The organism is Caulobacter sp. GW821-FHT09H08, from assembly GCF_059415885.1.
In genome coordinates, this window is sequence record NZ_JBWKOC010000002.1 from 284,432 (window position 1) to 300,664 (window position 16,233).

At 67.3% G+C, this 16,233-nt stretch carries 18 protein-coding genes; 10 read left to right on the forward strand and 8 right to left on the reverse strand.

Features of this window, described 5'->3' with window-relative positions; translation table 11 throughout:
- Nucleotides 1-23: 23 nt before the first annotated feature.
- The gene (locus AC07NN_RS06565) at nucleotides 24-362 is read right to left on the reverse strand and encodes a P-II family nitrogen regulator (RefSeq protein WP_492859493.1); all 339 of its coding nucleotides are present in this window, start codon (nucleotides 360-362) and stop codon (nucleotides 24-26) included.
- A gap of 323 nt (nucleotides 363-685) precedes the next feature.
- Here AC07NN_RS06565 and AC07NN_RS06570 point away from each other — a divergent pair, with 323 nt between their 5' ends.
- The 4 genes from AC07NN_RS06570 (at nucleotide 686) to glyS (ending at nucleotide 5,022) form a co-directional block, all read left to right on the forward strand.
- A complete protein-coding gene (locus AC07NN_RS06570; RefSeq protein ID WP_494638747.1) occupies nucleotides 686-1,036 on the forward strand; it encodes a DMT family protein in 351 nt (116 codons plus the stop codon).
- Nucleotides 1,037-1,121: 85 nt separating this feature from the next.
- Nucleotides 1,122-2,036 carry a fasciclin domain-containing protein gene (locus AC07NN_RS06575; protein ID WP_494638749.1) on the forward strand — a complete coding sequence of 305 codons (915 nt, stop codon included), beginning with the start codon at nucleotides 1,122-1,124 and terminating at the stop codon, nucleotides 2,034-2,036.
- Nucleotides 2,037-2,121: 85 nt separating this feature from the next.
- Nucleotides 2,122-3,021: a glycine--tRNA ligase subunit alpha gene (locus AC07NN_RS06580; protein ID WP_494638751.1), complete on the forward strand. Its 900-nt coding sequence runs from the start codon at nucleotides 2,122-2,124 to the stop codon at nucleotides 3,019-3,021.
- Between the two features lie 6 nt (nucleotides 3,022-3,027).
- A complete protein-coding gene (glyS, locus tag AC07NN_RS06585) occupies nucleotides 3,028-5,022 on the forward strand; it encodes a glycine--tRNA ligase subunit beta (protein WP_494638753.1) in 1,995 nt (664 codons plus the stop codon).
- Between the two features lie 70 nt (nucleotides 5,023-5,092).
- On the opposite strand, the gene AC07NN_RS06590 is transcribed toward glyS, so the two are convergent.
- Complete coding sequence (locus tag AC07NN_RS06590) at nucleotides 5,093-6,070, reverse strand: c-type cytochrome (RefSeq protein WP_494638755.1); 978 nt, start codon at nucleotides 6,068-6,070, stop codon at nucleotides 5,093-5,095.
- Nucleotides 6,071-6,151: 81 nt separating this feature from the next.
- Nucleotides 6,152-7,006: a metal-dependent hydrolase gene (locus AC07NN_RS06595; protein ID WP_494638757.1), complete on the reverse strand. Its 855-nt coding sequence runs from the start codon at nucleotides 7,004-7,006 to the stop codon at nucleotides 6,152-6,154.
- Nucleotides 7,007-7,061: 55 nt separating this feature from the next.
- Between AC07NN_RS06595 and AC07NN_RS06600 the strand changes: the two genes are divergently transcribed.
- Both AC07NN_RS06600 and AC07NN_RS06605 read left to right on the forward strand, forming a co-directional pair.
- Nucleotides 7,062-7,682 (forward strand): TetR/AcrR family transcriptional regulator, encoded by a 621-nt coding sequence (locus tag AC07NN_RS06600; RefSeq protein WP_494638759.1) that lies wholly within the window; start codon nucleotides 7,062-7,064, stop codon nucleotides 7,680-7,682.
- A gap of 72 nt (nucleotides 7,683-7,754) precedes the next feature.
- Nucleotides 7,755-8,771 carry a proline iminopeptidase-family hydrolase gene (locus AC07NN_RS06605; protein ID WP_494638761.1) on the forward strand — a complete coding sequence of 339 codons (1,017 nt, stop codon included), beginning with the start codon at nucleotides 7,755-7,757 and terminating at the stop codon, nucleotides 8,769-8,771.
- On the opposite strand, the gene AC07NN_RS06610 is transcribed toward AC07NN_RS06605, so the two are convergent.
- The 5 genes from AC07NN_RS06610 to AC07NN_RS06630 form a co-directional block, all read right to left on the reverse strand.
- Nucleotides 8,755-9,153, reverse strand: coding sequence for an NUDIX hydrolase (locus AC07NN_RS06610; RefSeq protein WP_494638763.1), 399 nt, complete (start codon nucleotides 9,151-9,153; stop codon nucleotides 8,755-8,757). The two genes, AC07NN_RS06605 and AC07NN_RS06610, sit on opposite strands and share 17 nt — an antisense overlap.
- 117 nt (nucleotides 9,154-9,270) lie before the next feature.
- On the reverse strand, nucleotides 9,271-10,359 hold the full coding sequence (locus AC07NN_RS06615) for a serine hydrolase domain-containing protein (protein WP_494638765.1): 1,089 nt from the start codon (nucleotides 10,357-10,359) through the stop codon (nucleotides 9,271-9,273).
- Between the two features lie 30 nt (nucleotides 10,360-10,389).
- On the reverse strand, nucleotides 10,390-11,253 hold the full coding sequence (locus AC07NN_RS06620; protein WP_494638767.1) for a helix-turn-helix transcriptional regulator: 864 nt from the start codon (nucleotides 11,251-11,253) through the stop codon (nucleotides 10,390-10,392).
- Between the two features lies 1 nt (nucleotide 11,254).
- The gene (gene hemB, locus AC07NN_RS06625) at nucleotides 11,255-12,271 is read right to left on the reverse strand and encodes a porphobilinogen synthase (protein WP_494638769.1); all 1,017 of its coding nucleotides are present in this window, start codon (nucleotides 12,269-12,271) and stop codon (nucleotides 11,255-11,257) included.
- Nucleotides 12,272-12,344: 73 nt separating this feature from the next.
- Entirely contained in the window at nucleotides 12,345-12,800 is a 456-nt protein-coding gene (locus AC07NN_RS06630; RefSeq protein ID WP_494638771.1) for a DUF2147 domain-containing protein, read from the reverse strand.
- Nucleotides 12,801-13,061: 261 nt separating this feature from the next.
- Here AC07NN_RS06630 and AC07NN_RS06635 point away from each other — a divergent pair, with 261 nt between their 5' ends.
- Genes AC07NN_RS06635 through AC07NN_RS06650 form a run of 4 tightly spaced genes read left to right on the forward strand, consistent with a single transcriptional unit; the run spans nucleotide 13,062 to nucleotide 16,222 of the window.
- Nucleotides 13,062-14,207, forward strand: coding sequence for an isobutyryl-CoA dehydrogenase (locus AC07NN_RS06635; RefSeq protein ID WP_494638773.1), 1,146 nt, complete (start codon nucleotides 13,062-13,064; stop codon nucleotides 14,205-14,207).
- Nucleotides 14,204-14,566 carry a DUF6968 family protein gene (locus AC07NN_RS06640; RefSeq protein WP_494638775.1) on the forward strand — a complete coding sequence of 121 codons (363 nt, stop codon included), beginning with the start codon at nucleotides 14,204-14,206 and terminating at the stop codon, nucleotides 14,564-14,566. Before AC07NN_RS06635 ends, AC07NN_RS06640 begins: the two co-directional genes overlap by 4 nt.
- Entirely contained in the window at nucleotides 14,563-15,162 is a 600-nt protein-coding gene (locus AC07NN_RS06645) for a histidine phosphatase family protein (RefSeq protein ID WP_494638777.1), read from the forward strand. The genes AC07NN_RS06640 and AC07NN_RS06645 overlap by 4 nt, the downstream gene beginning before the upstream one ends.
- A 7-nt stretch (nucleotides 15,163-15,169) precedes the next feature.
- Nucleotides 15,170-16,222, forward strand: a complete 1,053-nt coding sequence (locus AC07NN_RS06650; RefSeq protein ID WP_494638779.1) for an enoyl-CoA hydratase/isomerase family protein — start codon at nucleotides 15,170-15,172, stop codon at nucleotides 16,220-16,222.
- The last annotated feature ends 11 nt before the right edge of the window (nucleotides 16,223-16,233 follow it).

The window sequence follows — 16,233 nt, forward strand, 5'->3', positions numbered from 1 at the left end:
TCGGTATCCCCTTTCCCGATGCGTTACAGAGCGGCCGAGCCGGTTTCACCGGTGCGGATGCGGACGGCTTCTTCGACGTTGAGGACGAAGACCTTGCCGTCGCCGATCTTCCCGGTCGCCGCGGCGGCCTTGATGGCTTCCACGGCCTTGGCGGCGGACGCGTCATCGACGACCGCTTCGAGCTTCACCTTGGGCACGAAGTTCACTTGGTATTCGGCGCCCCGGTAGATTTCGGTCTGGCCCTTCTGGCGGCCGTAGCCCTTCACTTCCGAAACCGTCAGGCCTTCAACGCCGGCGGCGACGAGCGCTTCGCGCACCTCGTCCAGCTTGAAGGGTTTGACGACCGCTATGATCAGTTTCATCCGCCTTGCTCCGACCCGCCGCGTTGCGGGCTTGTTTGCTTGGTTGTCGGAAGCGAACCCGCCCCCGTTGATCACCGCCGACGCCGCCCTCACGCGCTGCATCGTTTTCCCCGGCGTGGCCACGCTATCGGCGACGGTTCGGTGACGGGCCTCGCGGACAAGGTTTCGGAAAGGAAATAGGCAAGGCGCCCAAAAACTGGGCGGTGAGCGCCTAGGATGCGTCAGAAAATGGCGTTTCTGCCCGACGGGAGGGCGGTGGCGGTCACCCGGCCTCTTGTCCTAGGTTGCGGGAATCCCCACCGCCCAGCTTCGGAGCTCCGGACATGCCGCCCCTCGTCATGAAGATCGCGCCCTGGGTGTTGCTGGTGATGTCCAACGTCTTCATGACCTACGCCTGGTATGGGCACCTGAAGGGCAAGCCGATGGCGCTGCCGGTGGCGATCCTGTCCAGCTGGCTGATTGCTCTTCCCGAATACATGCTGGCCGTGCCCGCCAACCGGATCGGGTACAATGTGTATTCGACAGCTCAGTTGAAGGTCGGGCAGGAGGTCATCACCTTGCTGGTCTTCGTCCTGTTCTCGTATTTCTATCTAGGCGAAGCGATCAAATTATCGACGCTTGCCGGTTTCGCCCTGATCGTCGCGGGCGTGGCCGTCGTGTTCTTCTTCAGGTGAAGCTTTTCCATGATCACGACGCCGTGATCGCGGAACCGAGAGCCTCGTCCGGGCGTACTCCGCTCGAACCGAGAGGAACTCAACCATGTCTTCCAAGCGTCTTCTGACCGCCGCCGCGGCTATCGCCCTGCTGGCCGGCGCCGCCCATGTCCAAGCCGCAAGCGCGGCGCCTGTCGCGCAGGCGCCCGTCGCCCCCGCCCAAGTGGCGCCCAATGGCGATCTGATCGAGACCGCCAAGGCCTCGGGTCAGTTCAACACCTTCCTGAAGGCGGTCTCGGCGGTGAACCTGACCAGCGTCCTGAAGAGCAATCAGAACCTGACCCTGTTCGCCCCGACCGACGCGGCCTTCGCGGCCCTGCCGGCCGGCGAACTGGACAAGCTGATGCTGCCCGAGAACGGGCCGCTGCTGCAGAAGGTGCTGACCTATCACCTGATCAACGCCAAGGTGGACTCCACCAAGATCAAGGGCGCCAAGGGCGAGGTGAAGAGCGTCGAGGGCTCGGCCCTGCTGCTGGACGGCAGCGGCGCGACCCCGATGGTCGACAACGCCAACATCACCCAGACCGACGTGATCGCGACCAACGGCGTGCTGCACGTGGTGGACAAGGTTCTGCTGCCCAAGGACGTCCCGGGCCTGCAGGCGGCGGCCACCGGCTCGACCATGGACGTAGCGGCCAATGAGCAGGTCGCTCCGGCGGCGCCCGCCGACCAGACGGCCCCGGCCACGACCGATGCGCTGAACATGCCGGCTGCGGCTCCGGCTTCGACGACCGACATGGCCGCTGATCCCGCCGCCGCACCCTCGGCGCCGGCCGCCGGCGTCAACACCTCGGGCGTCGTGGCGGTGTCGTCGCAATCGCCGGACGCCCAGGCCACTCTGAAGGCCGGCGACACCAACGTCGTCTCCAACCCGCCCGTCGCCGACACCCGCGCGAACCGCGTCAAGTACGGCGGCCCGCAATCGAACGCCGGCAAGCGCACCGTGCCCAAGGGCAACTAAAGCCCTTACCGTTCCGGACTTCGCTTGAAGCAGCAGTCGGCGGGCCCTATGGTCCGCCGACTTTTTTCTAGGCCTGCTTCGATTGATGTCGCGCGAAAAACCCAAGTCCTTCCAAAGCCTGATCCTGACGCTCCATGACTATTGGAGCCGGCAGGGCTGTATCATCCTGCAGCCGCATGACGTGGAGGTGGGGGCAGGGACCCTGCACCCGGCCACAGTGCTGCGCGCGCTGGGTCCCAAGCCCTGGAACGCGGCCTATGTGCAGCCCTCGCGTCGTCCGGGGGACGGCCGCTATGGCGAGAACCCCAACCGCCTGCAGCACTACTACCAGTACCAGGTGATCCTGAAGCCGAACCCCGAGAACATGCAGGATCTGTATCTGGGTTCGCTGGAAGCGATCGGCCTGGACCTGCGCACCCACGACATCCGCTTCGTCGAGGACGACTGGGAAAACCCGACCGTCGGCGCCTGGGGCCTGGGCTGGGAAGTCTGGTGCGACGGCATGGAAGTGTCGCAGTACACCTACTTCCAGCAGGTGGGCGGCCTGGACGTCTCGCCGGTGGCCGGCGAGCTGACCTACGGCCTGGAACGCCTGGCCATGTACGTGTTCGGCGTCGACAACGTTTACGACCTGCCGTTCAACGACCCTGACTCGCCGCTGGGCGCGACGACCTATGGCGATGTGTTCCTGGAGAACGAGCGCCAGCAGTCGGAAGCCAACTTCCACGGCTTCGACGTCGCCGTGCTGAAGCAGCAGTTCGAGCAGATGGAAGAGCAGGTCCCGCTGATGCTGGCTCGCTCGTACCAGGACAAGGCCCTGGTGCTGCCCGCTTACGACATGGTCCTCAAGGCCAGCCACCTCTTCAACCTGATGAACGCCCGAGGCGCGATCGCCGTCGCCGAGCGCGCCAGCTACATCGGCCGCATCCGCGACCTTTGTAAGATGTGCGCCAGCGCCTGGGTCGATCAGCAGGAAGCCGCGTAAGTTAAGATGCCCCAACTTCTCCTCGAACTGTTCTCGGAAGAGATCCCCGCCCGCATGCAGGCCCAGGCCGCCAAGGACTTGGAGCGCATGGCGCGCGAGCACTTGGCCGCCGCCGGCTTCCTGCCCGAGGCCCTGAAGACCTTCGCCGGCCCGCGCCGCCTGACCCTGGTGGTCGAGGGCCTGCCGCTGGCCCAGGCCGACCGCAAGGAAGAGCTGAAGGGCCCGCGCGTCGGCGCCCCGCCGCAAGCCATGGAAGGCTTCCTGCGCAAGGCCGGCCTGACGCAGGACCAACTGGTCGAGCGCGACGGCGTCTACATGGCCTTCATCGAGAAGAAGGGCTGCCCGACGCCGGAGATCGTCGCCGAGATGGTCGAGGCCATTGTCCGCGGCTTCCCGTGGCCCAAGTCGATGATCTGGGGGACCAAGAAGCTGCGCTGGGTGCGTCCGCTGAAGCGGATCCTCTGCGTGCTGGACCGCGAGGTCGTGCCGTTCTCGATCGAGGGCATCCCGAGCGGCGACGTCACCGAAGGTCACCGCTTCATGGGCGACGCCCAGCCGTTCGTGGCCAAGGACTTCGACGAGTACGCGGCGGGCCTGGAAGCCCACTACGTCGTGCTCGACGTCGAGGAGCGCAAGGAACGCATCCTCGAAGGCTGCAAGACCCTGTGCTTCGCGCGTCATCTCGAATTGGTCGAAGACCAGGGCCTGCTGGAAGAAGTCGCCGGCCTGGCCGAATGGCCGACCCCGGTGCTGGGCGACATGGACCCGGTGTTCCTCAGCCTGCCGCCCGAGGTGATCCGCACCTCGATGCGCACGCACCAGAAGTACTTCGCCGTCCGCAAGGCCGGTGAGACGGGCCTGGCCCCGCACTTCATCACCATCGCCAACATCCAGGCGGCCGACGGCGGCGCGGTGATCGCGGCCGGCAACGCCAAGGTGCTGTCCTCGCGCCTGTCCGACGCCCGCTTCTTCTGGGACGAGGACGTCAAGGTCGGCTTCGAGCCGTGGCTGGAGAAGCTGAACGGCGTCACCTTCCATGCCAAGCTGGGCACCATGGCCCAGCGCGTCGAGCGCATCGTCGCTCTGGCCGGCGAGATCGCCCCGCTGGTCGGCGCCGATGTCGCCAAGACCAAGGAAGCCGCGCGTCTGGCCAAGGCCGATCTGGCCTCGCAGATGGTCGGCGAGTTCCCTGAGCTGCAGGGCGTGATGGGCGGCTACTATGCCCGCCAGTTCGGCCTGGACGCCGAGGTCGCGGCCGCGATCGAAGGCCACTACAAGCCGCAAGGCCCCTCGGACGCCGTGCCGACCGCGCCGGTCAGCATCGCCGTAGCGTTGGCCGACAAGCTCGACACGCTGGTCGGCTTCTTCGCGATCGACGAGAAGCCGACGGGTTCCAAGGACCCCTATGCGCTGCGTCGCGCGGCGCTGGGCGTGATCCGGATCATCCTTGAGAATAACCTGCGCCTGTCGCTGGCCAAGTTCGGCAAGGACGACCTGATCGCCTTCTTCGCCGACCGCCTGAAGGTCACCCTCCGCGATCAAGGCAAGCGTCACGATCTCGTCGACGCCGTCTTCGCCCTGGGTGATGACGACTTGGCGCGCATTGTCGCCCGCGTCGAAGCGCTGGACGGGTTCCTGAAAACCGACGACGGCAAGAACCTGCTGGCTGGCTACAAGCGCGCCTCCAACATCCTCAAGGCCGAGGAGAAGAAGGGCGCTCTGCCGACCGGCGCGCCGGAAGCGCCGACCGCCGACAGCGACGCAGAGGTGGGGCTCTATAACGCCTTGCGCCTGCTGGCCAAGCCGCTGAAGGACGCCCTGGACGCTGAGAACTTCACCGGCGCCATGACCCAGCTGGCCGAGCTGCGCGGCCCGGTCGACGCCTATCTCGACGGCGTCTTCGTCAATGAGCCCGAGCACCGCGACAACCGCCTCAAGACCTTGGCCGCCGTCCGCGACGCCATGGGGCAGGTGGCGGACTTCGGTTTGATCGCCGGCTAGCTGGCGCGCCCTGCTGGATTCGAACTAATCCTCGCCCTCCCAGGCTCGGCTTGGGAGGGCGAAGTGTTTTTCAAGGCTTCAGTGACGCCAGATAGACCGCGATATCGCGGATCTGCCCGTCATCCAGTCCTTGGGCCGGAGCCTGCATCTGGGTCACGGCTGGGCCGCTGCGGGCGCCGGTCTTGATGTCCAGCAACTGCCTAGCGAGGTAGGCGGCCGAGCGGCCGGCCAGGGGCGGGGCGACCGCCGAGCCCTTTAGGCCGACGCCGTGGCAGCTGGAGCAGGCCTGGCCGCCGGGACCGCCGGAGCGGACCAGGGTCTCGCCGGCCGCCCTCGATCCGGTCGGAGCGTAGATGATCACGCCCGAGTTCGGGTCTGCGATATTCATCCGAGCCTCGTCCTCGGCCACTTCTACCACCCGGCCGTTTAGCGGTTGGGCGGGTTGACCAGGAACGATGTCGGTCCAGCCGTAGTGGCTGGGTTTCACGGCCGGAGCCTTGTCGCCCTCGATGACGCGGTAGCGCGGCCTATAGGGCAGGGCGGCGTAGTAGGCGGCGGCGCTGGTCAGGTCCTCGTCGGTGATCTTTTTGGCCACCGCGATCATCTCCTTGGTCGCGGGACGATCAGTCTCCCACGACGTGCGACGGCCTTCGCGGAATTCATGGACCTGCTGGATGATGTAGGTCGCGGGCAGGCCCGCGAGGTTGGGCGTGCCCAGATAGCCGCCACCGCCGATCTGGTGGCACTCCGCGCAGGCCAGGGCGCCGTCGTGACTCTTGGCGACGACGGGCGGAGCAGGCGGATGGTCCTGCGGAAACCAGTCCGGCGGGCCAACGGCGCCCTTGTTCAGGGCCTCGCCGCTGTAGACGACGTCGCTGCCCGCGACGCGGACTTCACCGGTGGGATAGGACGGTAGCGGCGCCTCCGGCGCCTTGGGATAGGCCCAGGCCAACTGCGCGCCGGGCGGCGGCTTGGGCTGGCCGCACGCCATGAGGACGGCCAATCCGCCGCCGAGCATCATCAGGGACGAAAGCGCGCGCAGCCGCATGGTCGAAGCCCCCCGGCCACACCGGGCTGGCGTGTCGACAAGCCGACGCTATGCGGCTTTTGGCGTCGCGCCAAGCGAGGTTCAGGCCACCGCCGCGTCGAACTCCGCCTTCCAACCGGCGAACTCGGCGCGGTCGTCCTGGTCCCACGGGTGGAAGCCGGGACGGTACCAGGCGAAATAGGTCTTCCAGCCCCGGCGGAACAGGCCCGGCTTGCCCCACACGAACGCATTGACCGCCTTCAGCGCCGCCTTCGGCGAGTAACCGTCGGCCTCCAGCAGGCGGGCGGCGTAGCGGCAGATGTTGCGGGTGAACATGATGGTCACGAAGAACATCGCCCGGCAGCGCATGAAGTAGCGACGGCGCGCCGACCAGTCCTTGGTCGCGACCATGAAGACGTCGTAGGCGACCGCCTTGTGCTCGGTCTCCTCCATGGCGTGCCAGCGCCACAGCTTCTCGACCTCGGGATGGGCTTTGTCGAACAGGTCCTGATGGCGCACGTGCATCTCGGCCATCATCGCCGTGAAGTGCTCCAGGGCGATGGTCGACAGCAGCATGGCCATCTTGCCGCGCTCGCGGGCCATCTTCACGCGACCCTTCACCGTCTCCTCGATCTCGGCGACCGGATAGCGCGCGCGGTCGATCAGGCTGTTCAGCTGATGGTGCTCTCGCGAGTGAATGGCTTCCTGGGCGATGAAGTTCTTGGCGTCGTCCAGCAGCTTGCCGGTCAGCAGGTGACGGTAATTGCGCACCGCGTCCATGAACAGGCGCTCGCCGTCCGGGAAAGTCAGGGACAGGGCGTTGAACACCGCCGTGCCGACCGGGTCGCCGCCCAGCCAATGACCCTTCTGCGCCTCGGCCAGATCGAAGCGGATGTCGCGCGGGGTGACGTCCAGGTCGGCGGGCGTGGTCTTGCTCGGAGCTTGGGCGACGGTCATGGGCGTTGTGTCCTGGGCCGATATGGGGCTTGGTCAGCCTGTCTTATGATTAGAATTGGTTATACTGACAAAAATGTCAATAGAGGCCGCAGCTCCGAAAACCCGTGTCCGTCGCACGCCCGAGGCGGCGCGCGAGAACATCCTGGCCGCCGCCGAGGCGATCCTGGTCGAGCAGGGGCCGCAGGCGATCAAGCTGGCCGATGTCGCCAAGGCCTCTGGCGTGGTCCATGCCAATGTCATCCACCACTTCGGCTCGATCGGCGGGGTCGAGACGGCGCTGATGGAGCGGATGATCCGCCGGCTGGCCGACCAGGTCATCGCTGGCTTCGAAGTCGAGGGCGCCGATCCGGGCTCGGGCGCGCTGGCGGTGTTCGACGCCTTCGAGACCAAGGGCGCGGCGCGCCTGGCGGCGTGGCTGGAAATGACAGGCGAGGGCAAGCGCCTGACCCTGGTGCGCCAGGTGGTCGACGAGGTCATCGCCACCCGCGTCAATCGCGATGCGGGCGTGACGGCCGAGACGATCGAGGACCTGATCCTGCTGAACGTGATCCTGGCCGTCGGGGTCGGCCTGTTCGGTCCGACGCTGAGCGAGCTGCTGGGCAAGCCGGCCGGTCACGCCCGCGCCCTGGCCCTGGCCCTGGTCCAGAGCCGGATCGACGCGGCCTCGGCCGGCTGAGCCCAATCCCACGAGGGCTTGTCAAAGCCACCGCACCGGCAGACCGTCCCGCCACATCCTTGGGAGGGGATCATGAGGGCTCTGCTCGCTTGCGTCGCGGCCGCCTTGGCCATGCTCGTCACGCCGGCCTTGGCGCGCCAGGTTCCGCCGGCCAGCTACTATGACAACACCGGCCACCCCGACGCCTGGGCGGGCGGCGTGAAGATGGTCGACATCGACACGCCCAAGGGCAAGTTCCGGGTCTGGACCAAGCGCGTCGGCAACACTCCGAAGCTGAAGCTCCTGCTGCTGCACGGCGGTCCGGGCGCGACGCACGAATATTTCGAGGCGTTCGACAGCTTCCTGCCGCGCGAGGGCGTCGAGTACATCTATTACGACCAGTTGGGCTCGGGAAACAGCGACAAGCCCACCGACACCGACCTGTGGACCACCGAGCGGTTCGTCGAGGAGGTGGAGCAGGTCCGCAAAAGCCTCGGTGCGAGCAAGGACAACTTCTGCCTGCTGGGCCACAGCTGGGGCGGCATCCTGGCGATCGAGTACGCGCTGAAATACCAGGCCAACCTCAAGTGCCTGGTCATCTCGAACATGATGGCCTCGATCCCGGCCTACAATGTCTATGCCGAGAAGGTGCTGATGCCGGCCATGGACCAGAAGCTGCTGGCCGAGGTGAAGGCCCTGGAGGCGGCCGGCAAGACCAGCGATCCCCGCTACATGGAGATCCTGATGCCCATGCACTACGAGAAGCACCTGCTGCGGCGTCCGCAGGCCGAATGGCCCGAGCCCGTGGTCCGCGCCTTCGCCCACCTGAACGGCGAGCTTTACACCCTGATGCAGGGGCCCAGCGAGCTGGGCGCCAGCGGCCGGCTGGAGAAGTGGGACCGGTTCGAGGACCTGTCGAAGATCACCGTCCCAACCCTGGTGGTCGGCGCGACCTACGACACGATGGATCCCGCCTATATGGCGGCCATGGCCAAGAAGCTGCCCAAGGGCCAGTACGCCCTGATGCCCAACGGCACGCACATGGCCCTGTACGACGACCAGGCCAACTACTTCACGGCGCTGATCAAGTTCCTCAAGCCGTTCGACTGAGCAGAGCCGGCAGGACGGCCTCCGTCAGCAGGGGCGCCAGGCGCAGGTCGCCCGGCGCCGCGGGATCGATCCAGGCCAGTTCCTCGATCTCGGCCTGGGCGGCGATCTCGCCCTCGACGGCGGCCAGGTAGGTCGCCGACTGCACCGTGAACCCGGCCTCGTTGGCGGCGGGGGCCGAGAAGCGGCCCAGCAACTCGGCGCTGACCAACCGGCAGCCCAGCTCCTCCTCAAGCTCGCGGGCGAGGGTGGCCAGGTCGTCCTCGCCGCCGTCGCGCTTGCCGCCGGGCTTCATGAAGGTGGTGGTGCCCCGCTTGCGGACCAGCAGCAAGCGGCCGTCTGCGTCGCGGATCACGGCGGTGACGATGTCGAGGACACGGCTCATGACCGGAGCCTAGCCGAGTCGCTCAAGGCATTCTCAGGCGAACGAACTTCCCCGCCCATCCCCGCTTTCGCGGGGATGGGCGGGTTGGGGGAGTTCAAAGCTGAATGTCGATCCGACCTAGCGCTCCACCGCCGCCAGAATGTGCTCGGCCAGCAACTTCTCGGAGATGGCGTGCGGCTGGCGGACACCGAAGTTGGTCGTGGTAATCACCGCCACCAGGTCGAGATCCGGCACGATGGCGACTTTCTGGCCTCCCGAGCCGTTCATCACCCAGGCCTTGTGGCCGGTGAAAGTCTGCAGCCAGATCAGGTAGCCATAGTCGGTGTCCTCGCGCGCATTCGCGTGGGGGGCGACGGCGGCCTTCACGAAATCGGCAGGCAGGACCTGCTTGCCCTCCCACTGGCCGCCATTGGCGTAAAGCTGGCCCAGCTTCAGCAGGTCGCGGCTGCGCAAGCCCAGGCCGCCGCCGCCCATGGCCAGGCCCTTGGGCGACATCTGCCACTTGGGCCCCTTGATGCCGAGCGGCTTGAACAGGGCCTCGTCGGCGAAGGCGGGCAGCGGTTTCCTGACCGCGTTCTGGACCACCTGGCCGAGGACGACGACCCCGGCCGTGCAGTAGCTGAAGCTGCGGCCGTAGGGCGAGGCCTCGGGCTTTGGGACCCACTCGGGGAAGCCACGCACCGGCAGGTCCAGGTAGAAGCCGACCCAGTCCTCGATCAGGTACATTCGCTCCTCGTTGCCGCGCGAGTACTGGTTCTCGTCGTCGCACTCGGCGATGGAGCTCATGGTCAGCAGGTCCTCGACCGTGACCTTGTCCTTGCGCGGGTCGGGATTGGCGACCGGCGGGCGATCCTTGAGATAGGCCTTGATGGGCGCCTGAACGCCGGGCAGGGCGCCACGGGCGATCGCGGCCCCGGCCAGCATTCCGGTGACGGTCTTGGTGGCCGAGCGGGTGTTGCGGCGAGCCTCTGGCCCGCCGTCCGGCTTGCCCTCGTCATAATAGACCTCGAACACCAGCTTGCCGTGGCGGGCGATCAGCACGCTGGTAATCTGCTGGAACTGGCCGGCCTTGATGGCCGCCGACATGGCGTCGAGCTTGGCGACCGAGAGGCCCTCGGCCTGGGGCGCCGCGACGGGCAGGTCGGACGCGGCGGCGGGGGAGACTGGAAGCGCCAGCAGGGCGGCGGCGAACGCGAGGGCTTTCAAGGACGGGAACTCCACTGTGGCGCCCGTGCTCTAGGCCGCGTCGGGGCTCTCGTCTTGGACGCTTGCAACCTCGGGCCGGCGGCCGCAGAGCCGCGCGAATTCGCCGGGCGTGACGCCATAGGCGCGGATGAACTGCCGGTTCAGGTGGCTCTGGTCGCAGAAGCCGGCGGCCAGGGCGATCTCGCCGATCGGATCACGACCGCGCATCAGGAGATCGGCGGCGCGCTCCAGCCGGCGGGTGCGCAACCGATCGCCCGGCGCCGCGCCCAGCCAGCGGCGATAGCCGCGCGCCAGGTGGACGGGGTGCACCCCCGCCACGCGGGCGAGGTCGGCGACGCCGATGGGCTGGTCGAAGCAGTCGGCGAGATAGGTCTCGGCGAGCGCCAGCCAGGAAGGCGGCCGCTCGCCATCGCGCGCCGGGTTCAGGGTCTGGGCCGCCAGCTCCAGGCTGAGCGCCTCCAGCGACAGCGGTTCGGCGTCGCGGGCCAGCAGCGATCGGGTCAGGCGCAGCGCGGCCCGGCGGGCGTCGGCGCCCGAGAGGCGCAGGGCGTCAATGGCGGCCCCGCGCCCCGCGTCGGCCAGGCCTCGCCAATCGCCGGCCTCGAAGCTGACCGCGAGGAAATAGCCCCCGACCTCGACGAAGCGGTCGCGGTGGACGACGCCCGGCGGGTTGAAGACCAGCACCGGACCTTCGGTCTCCGGTCCCGCGGCGGTGGTGATGTAGCGGCCGTGGGTGGCCAGCACGAAGTGGGCGTCGTCGTGGCTGTGCTCATCGACGTGCTCGGCGCGCTTGGTCGCCTCCAGGTGCGCCAGCCGTACGCCGGGAAGCCGACGCTCGACGGTCGGCGCGCCGTAGAACCGGCCTTGGCGGAAGGCGGTCCTCGGTGCGGACATGTCAGCCCAGCTTCTCGGCGGCCCAGGGCGCGAAGTAGGTGATGATCCCCGCCGCGCCGGCCCGCTTGAAGGCCGTCAGGCTTTCGAGGATGGCGCGGTCCTGGTCGATCCAGCCGTTCTGGGCGGCGGCCATGATCATCGCGTACTCGCCCGACACCTGGAAGGCGTAGGTCGGCATGCGGAACTCGTCGACCAGGCGGCGCAGGATGTCGAGATAGGGCATGCCCGGCTTGACCATGACCATGTCGGCGCCCTCGGCGATGTCGAGCGCGACCTCGCGGATGGCTTCCTCGGTGTTGGCCGGGTCCATCTGGTAGGTCTTCTTGTCGCCCGGTCCCTTGCTATTGGGCCCGCCGGCCAACTTGGCCGAGCCGATGGCGTCGCGATAAGGGCCGTAGAACGCCGAGGCGTACTTGGCGGCGTAGGACATGATCATCACGTCCTGGAAGTTCGCGCCTTCCAGCGCCGCGCGAAGCTTGCCGATGCGGCCGTCCATCATGTCGGACGGCGCCAGGATGTCGGCGCCGGCTTCCGCCTGCATCAGGCCCTGTTCGATCAGGCGTTCGATGGTCGGGTCGTTGAGGATCTTGCCGCCTTCGATCACGCCGTCGTGGCCGTGGTCGGTGAAGGGGTCCAGGGCCACGTCGCACATGATGCCGACCTCGGGGGCGGCGTCCTTCATCGCCTTCACGGCGCGCGGGATCACGCCGTCCGGATCGGCGGCGATCGAGCCGGTCGCGTCTTTGCGCGAGCCGTCGATGTGCGGGAAGATGGCGATGGCCGGGATGCCGAGGTCACGGGCGCGGACGGCGGCCTTGGCGGCTTCCTTGACCGACAGGCGCTCGACACCCGGCATGGAAGCCACCGGGATCGTCCCTTCGCCCTCGTGCACCACCATCGACCAGATCAGGTCGGACGGCCGGACCTCGGTCTCGCGGACGAGGCGACGGGTCCAGTCGGCCTGGCGCACGCGGCGCAGGCGGGTGGCGGGATAGGGGGCGAGCGGCGGCGTGGTCATGCGTCCGGTTTCGCGCGGGCGGCCGCGCGAGGCAAGACTTCAACGCCCTTTGGCATGCCCTTAAGGTCGAAGTTTAGGGAGCGGCCCGCGAGGCCAGGACCGACGGACCTTCGAGGCGGGTCCACATCTGCGACTTGCACAGCAGGTTGCCGATCACGCAGCCCTTGGCGCGCATGGTCTTGGAGTCGACGATGTCGGCCGAGCCCACCAGGGTGATCTTCAGGGTCGGGACCCAGACGCGGCCCTTCAGGGTGCCGTTGTCCTGGGCTTCGAAGTCACGCAGCAGCTGCTTGCCGACCAGGGTGTCCGTGCCCGACTTGCGCGCATCGGCCTCGGCCTTGGCGCTGGCCCACACGACGACGCCGCAGGTGCTGGGGCCGCAGTCCTTGATTTCCAGGTGGACGGAGTTCTTCGGATTGCGCCAGACGCCATAGGAGCGCGAGATGTCGCCAGCATATGCCGGAGCGGACACCGCAGCCATTCCAAGGGCCACCGTGAGCGCGGCCAGAGCAAGTTTCACGAAACGCATAATCTTCTGAGCAGTCGTTAGGTTAGAGGACGCCATCCCCGAGTTCGCGATTTGGAGCGAAAGACCATGGTTATCAAGAGGGTGTGACCCTTTTGCCGATTCACACCGTGTAACGGAGGATTTCAGGCCACACTCCGGAAGACGTGATCGAATGCTCCCGAGCCCAGGCGCGATAGGCGTTCCGCGTGATTGACACGGGCCTTCTGGCGCGGCACGTCAGCGGCAAGAAGGCGAGGGCGGTTCTGCCCCGAACGGGAGGAAGTGCGCATGGATTTCGCGCTGAACGAAGATCAAGTCGCAATCCAGGATGCTGCTCGCGCTTTCGCTGAAGGACAGCTTGCCCCTCATTCGGCCGAGTGGGACGAGAAGAAACACTTCCCCGTCGATGTTCTGCGCCAGGCGGCCGAGCTCGGCTTTGCCGGCATCTATGTGAACGAGGACGTCGGCGGCAGCGGCCTGTCGCGCCTCGACGCCTCGATCATCTTCGAAGCGCTCAGCTACGGCGACGTTCCGACGGCGGCGTATCTGACGATCCACAACATGGCCTCGTGGATGATCGACCGCTTCGGCTCCGATGAGCTGCGCCAGCGCTACCTGCCGCGCCTGACGACCATGGAGCTGATCGCTAGCTACTGCCTGACCGAGCCGGGCTCGGGCTCGGACGCGGCCAACATGCGCACGACGGCGCGGCTGGACGGCGACCACTACGTCCTGAACGGCGGCAAGGCCTTCATCTCGGGCGGCGGGGTGTCGGACGTCTATGTCGTCATGGCCCGCACCGGCGCCGACGGGGCCAAGGGCGTCTCGGCCTTCGTGGTCGAGAAGTGGACGGCGGGCCTCAGCTTCGGCGCCAACGAGCGCAAGATGGGCTGGAACGCCCAGCCGACCGCCCAGGTGAACTTCGACGAGTGCCGGGTGCCAGTCGAGAACCGTATCGGCCAGGAAGGCGAGGGCTTCCGCTTCGCCATGATGGGCCTGGACGGCGGTCGCCTGAACATCGCCTCGTGCTCGCTGGGCGGCGCCCAATTCGCCCTCGACACGGCCAAGGCTTACATGGAAACCCGCAACCAGTTCGGGCGCCCGCTGAAGGACTTCCAGGCGCTGCAGTTCAAGCTGGCCGACATGGCCACCGAGCTGGAAGCCGCCCGCCTGATGGTGCGCCGCGCCGCCCATGCGCTGGACAACAAGCATCCCGAGGCGACCAAGCTGTGCGCCATGGCCAAGCGCTTCGCCACCGACGCCGGCTTCCAGGTGGCCAATGACGCCTTGCAGCTGCACGGCGGCTACGGCTACCTCCAGGACTATCCGCTGGAACGCATCGTGCGCGACCTGCGGGTGCACCAGATCCTGGAAGGGACCAACGAGATCATGCGCGTCATCATCGCCCGCGAGATGTTCCGCCAGTGAACGACGCGGTACGGGTTCCGCTGGCCGATGGCGTCGCTTGCGAGCGAAACTATTGGATCGTCGGTGACGGCAAGCCCGAACCGCTTCTGATCCGGTGGCTGCAGCCTCGGTTGGTGGATGGATACTGGCAGTGTCCGATAGAGACCGTCTGGTCGGATGGCCGTGTGCAACGGCGATGGGCTGGGGGCGAGGATTCGGCTCAGGCCCTGTTCCTCGCGCTGTCCATGGTTGGCTCCGAGCTTCTCGTCTCCGAAAGGTCTGTCTATTGGTTCGAGCCCGATGACGATTTGGGTTTGCCGGTGATGCCGGCGGTGGCGGATCTCGCCGCCGAGCGGAAAGCGCGTTTCGAGGCCAAATGATCTATCTCTGTCGCCACGGTGAGACCTTCCACAATCGCGAAGGGCGTCTGCAGGGGCGCCTGGAGTCGGACCTGACGCCGTTGGGGCGTCAGCAGGCGGCGGCCATGGGCGACTTGCTGTTCGATCTGGTCCGCCGCGATCCGCCGGCCGATTGGCGCATCGTCGCCAGTCCGCTGCGCCGGGCTCGGGACACGGCCGAGACGATCGGCGCGCGCCTGGGCCTGCCGGTGGCGTTCGACGAGCGCCTGGTCGAGATCGACGTCGGTGAATGGTCGAACCGCCTGCGCGAAGAGGTGCGCGGCGAGAACCCCCACCTGATCGGCGACGACGCCTGGGGCTTCTACGCGCCTGGTGGTGAGACCTATGAGGCCATGACGGCCCGGCTCGCCGACTGGCTGGCCGAGCAGGCCGCCGAGCCCGAGCGCCGGCTGATCGTAGTCAGCCACGGCGTCGCCGGCCGCCTGCTGCGCGGCGCCTATGCGGGGCTCTCCAAGGACGACACCCTGCGCCAGGACATCCCGCAAGACGCCGTTTTCCGCCTGATGGCCGGCCAGATCGATCGCTTCGACTGCGCGCCCGTCGAAGAGGCCGCCTAGGATCCCCATGACCGACGAACCCGAAGTCCTGATCAGCGTCGAGAAGAATGTCGGCCGGATCACGCTGAACCGGCCCAAGGCCCTGCACGCCCTGACCCAGGGCATGTGCGAGATCATGATCGGCGCGCTGCTGGACTGGCAGGAGGACCCCGAGATCTATATGGTCATGATCGACCACTCGGGCGAGCGTGGCTTCTGCGCGGGCGGCGACATCCGCATGCTGGCCGAGAGCGGCGCCAAGGACGGCGTCGAGGCGCGGGCCTTCTTCCACACCGAGTACCAGCTGAACCACCTGCTGTTCACCTACGACACCCCGGTGGTGGCGGTGATGGATGGCATTGTCATGGGCGGTGGCGTGGGCATTTCGATGCCGGCGCACGTGCGCATCGCCACCGAGCGGACGACCTTCGCCATGCCCGAGACCGGCATCGGCTTGTTCCCGGACGTCGGCGGCGGCTGGTACCTGCCGCGCCTGCCGGGCAAGGCGGGCCTGTGGCTGGCCCTGACCGGCGCGCGGATCAAGGGCGCGGACTGCATGCGGCTGGGCATCGCCACCCACTTCGTCGAGTTCGGCGCGATCGCCGGCCTGAAGAAGGCGATCATCGCCGATCCCCGCCGCATCGAAGAAATCCTGCGCAAGTACCGCGCCGACGCCGGCAAGGCCGCGCTGGTCGGCTTCGAGCAGGACCTGAACCGCCTCTTCGTCGGCGAAACCGTCGAGGAGATCGTCGAGTTCCTGACCCTGGACTCCAGCGACTGGGGCAAGGCTCAGCTGGCGGTGATGCAGACCAAGTCGCCCCAGACGATGAAGGTCGCCTTCGAGCAGCTAAAGCGCGGCGAGGCCATGACCGACTTCGCCGAGAACATGGCCATGGAGTACCGCATCGGCTCGCGGGTGGTGCGCAAGCACGACTTCATCGAGGGCGTCCGGGCGGTGATCGTCGACAAGGACAACGCCCCGAAGTGGAACCCGGCGACCCTGGAAGGGGTCACCGACGCCATGCTGGAAGAGATTTTCGCGCCTCTACCGCCCGGCGAGGAATGGACACCGCTGACGTAGCCTGTGGGGTG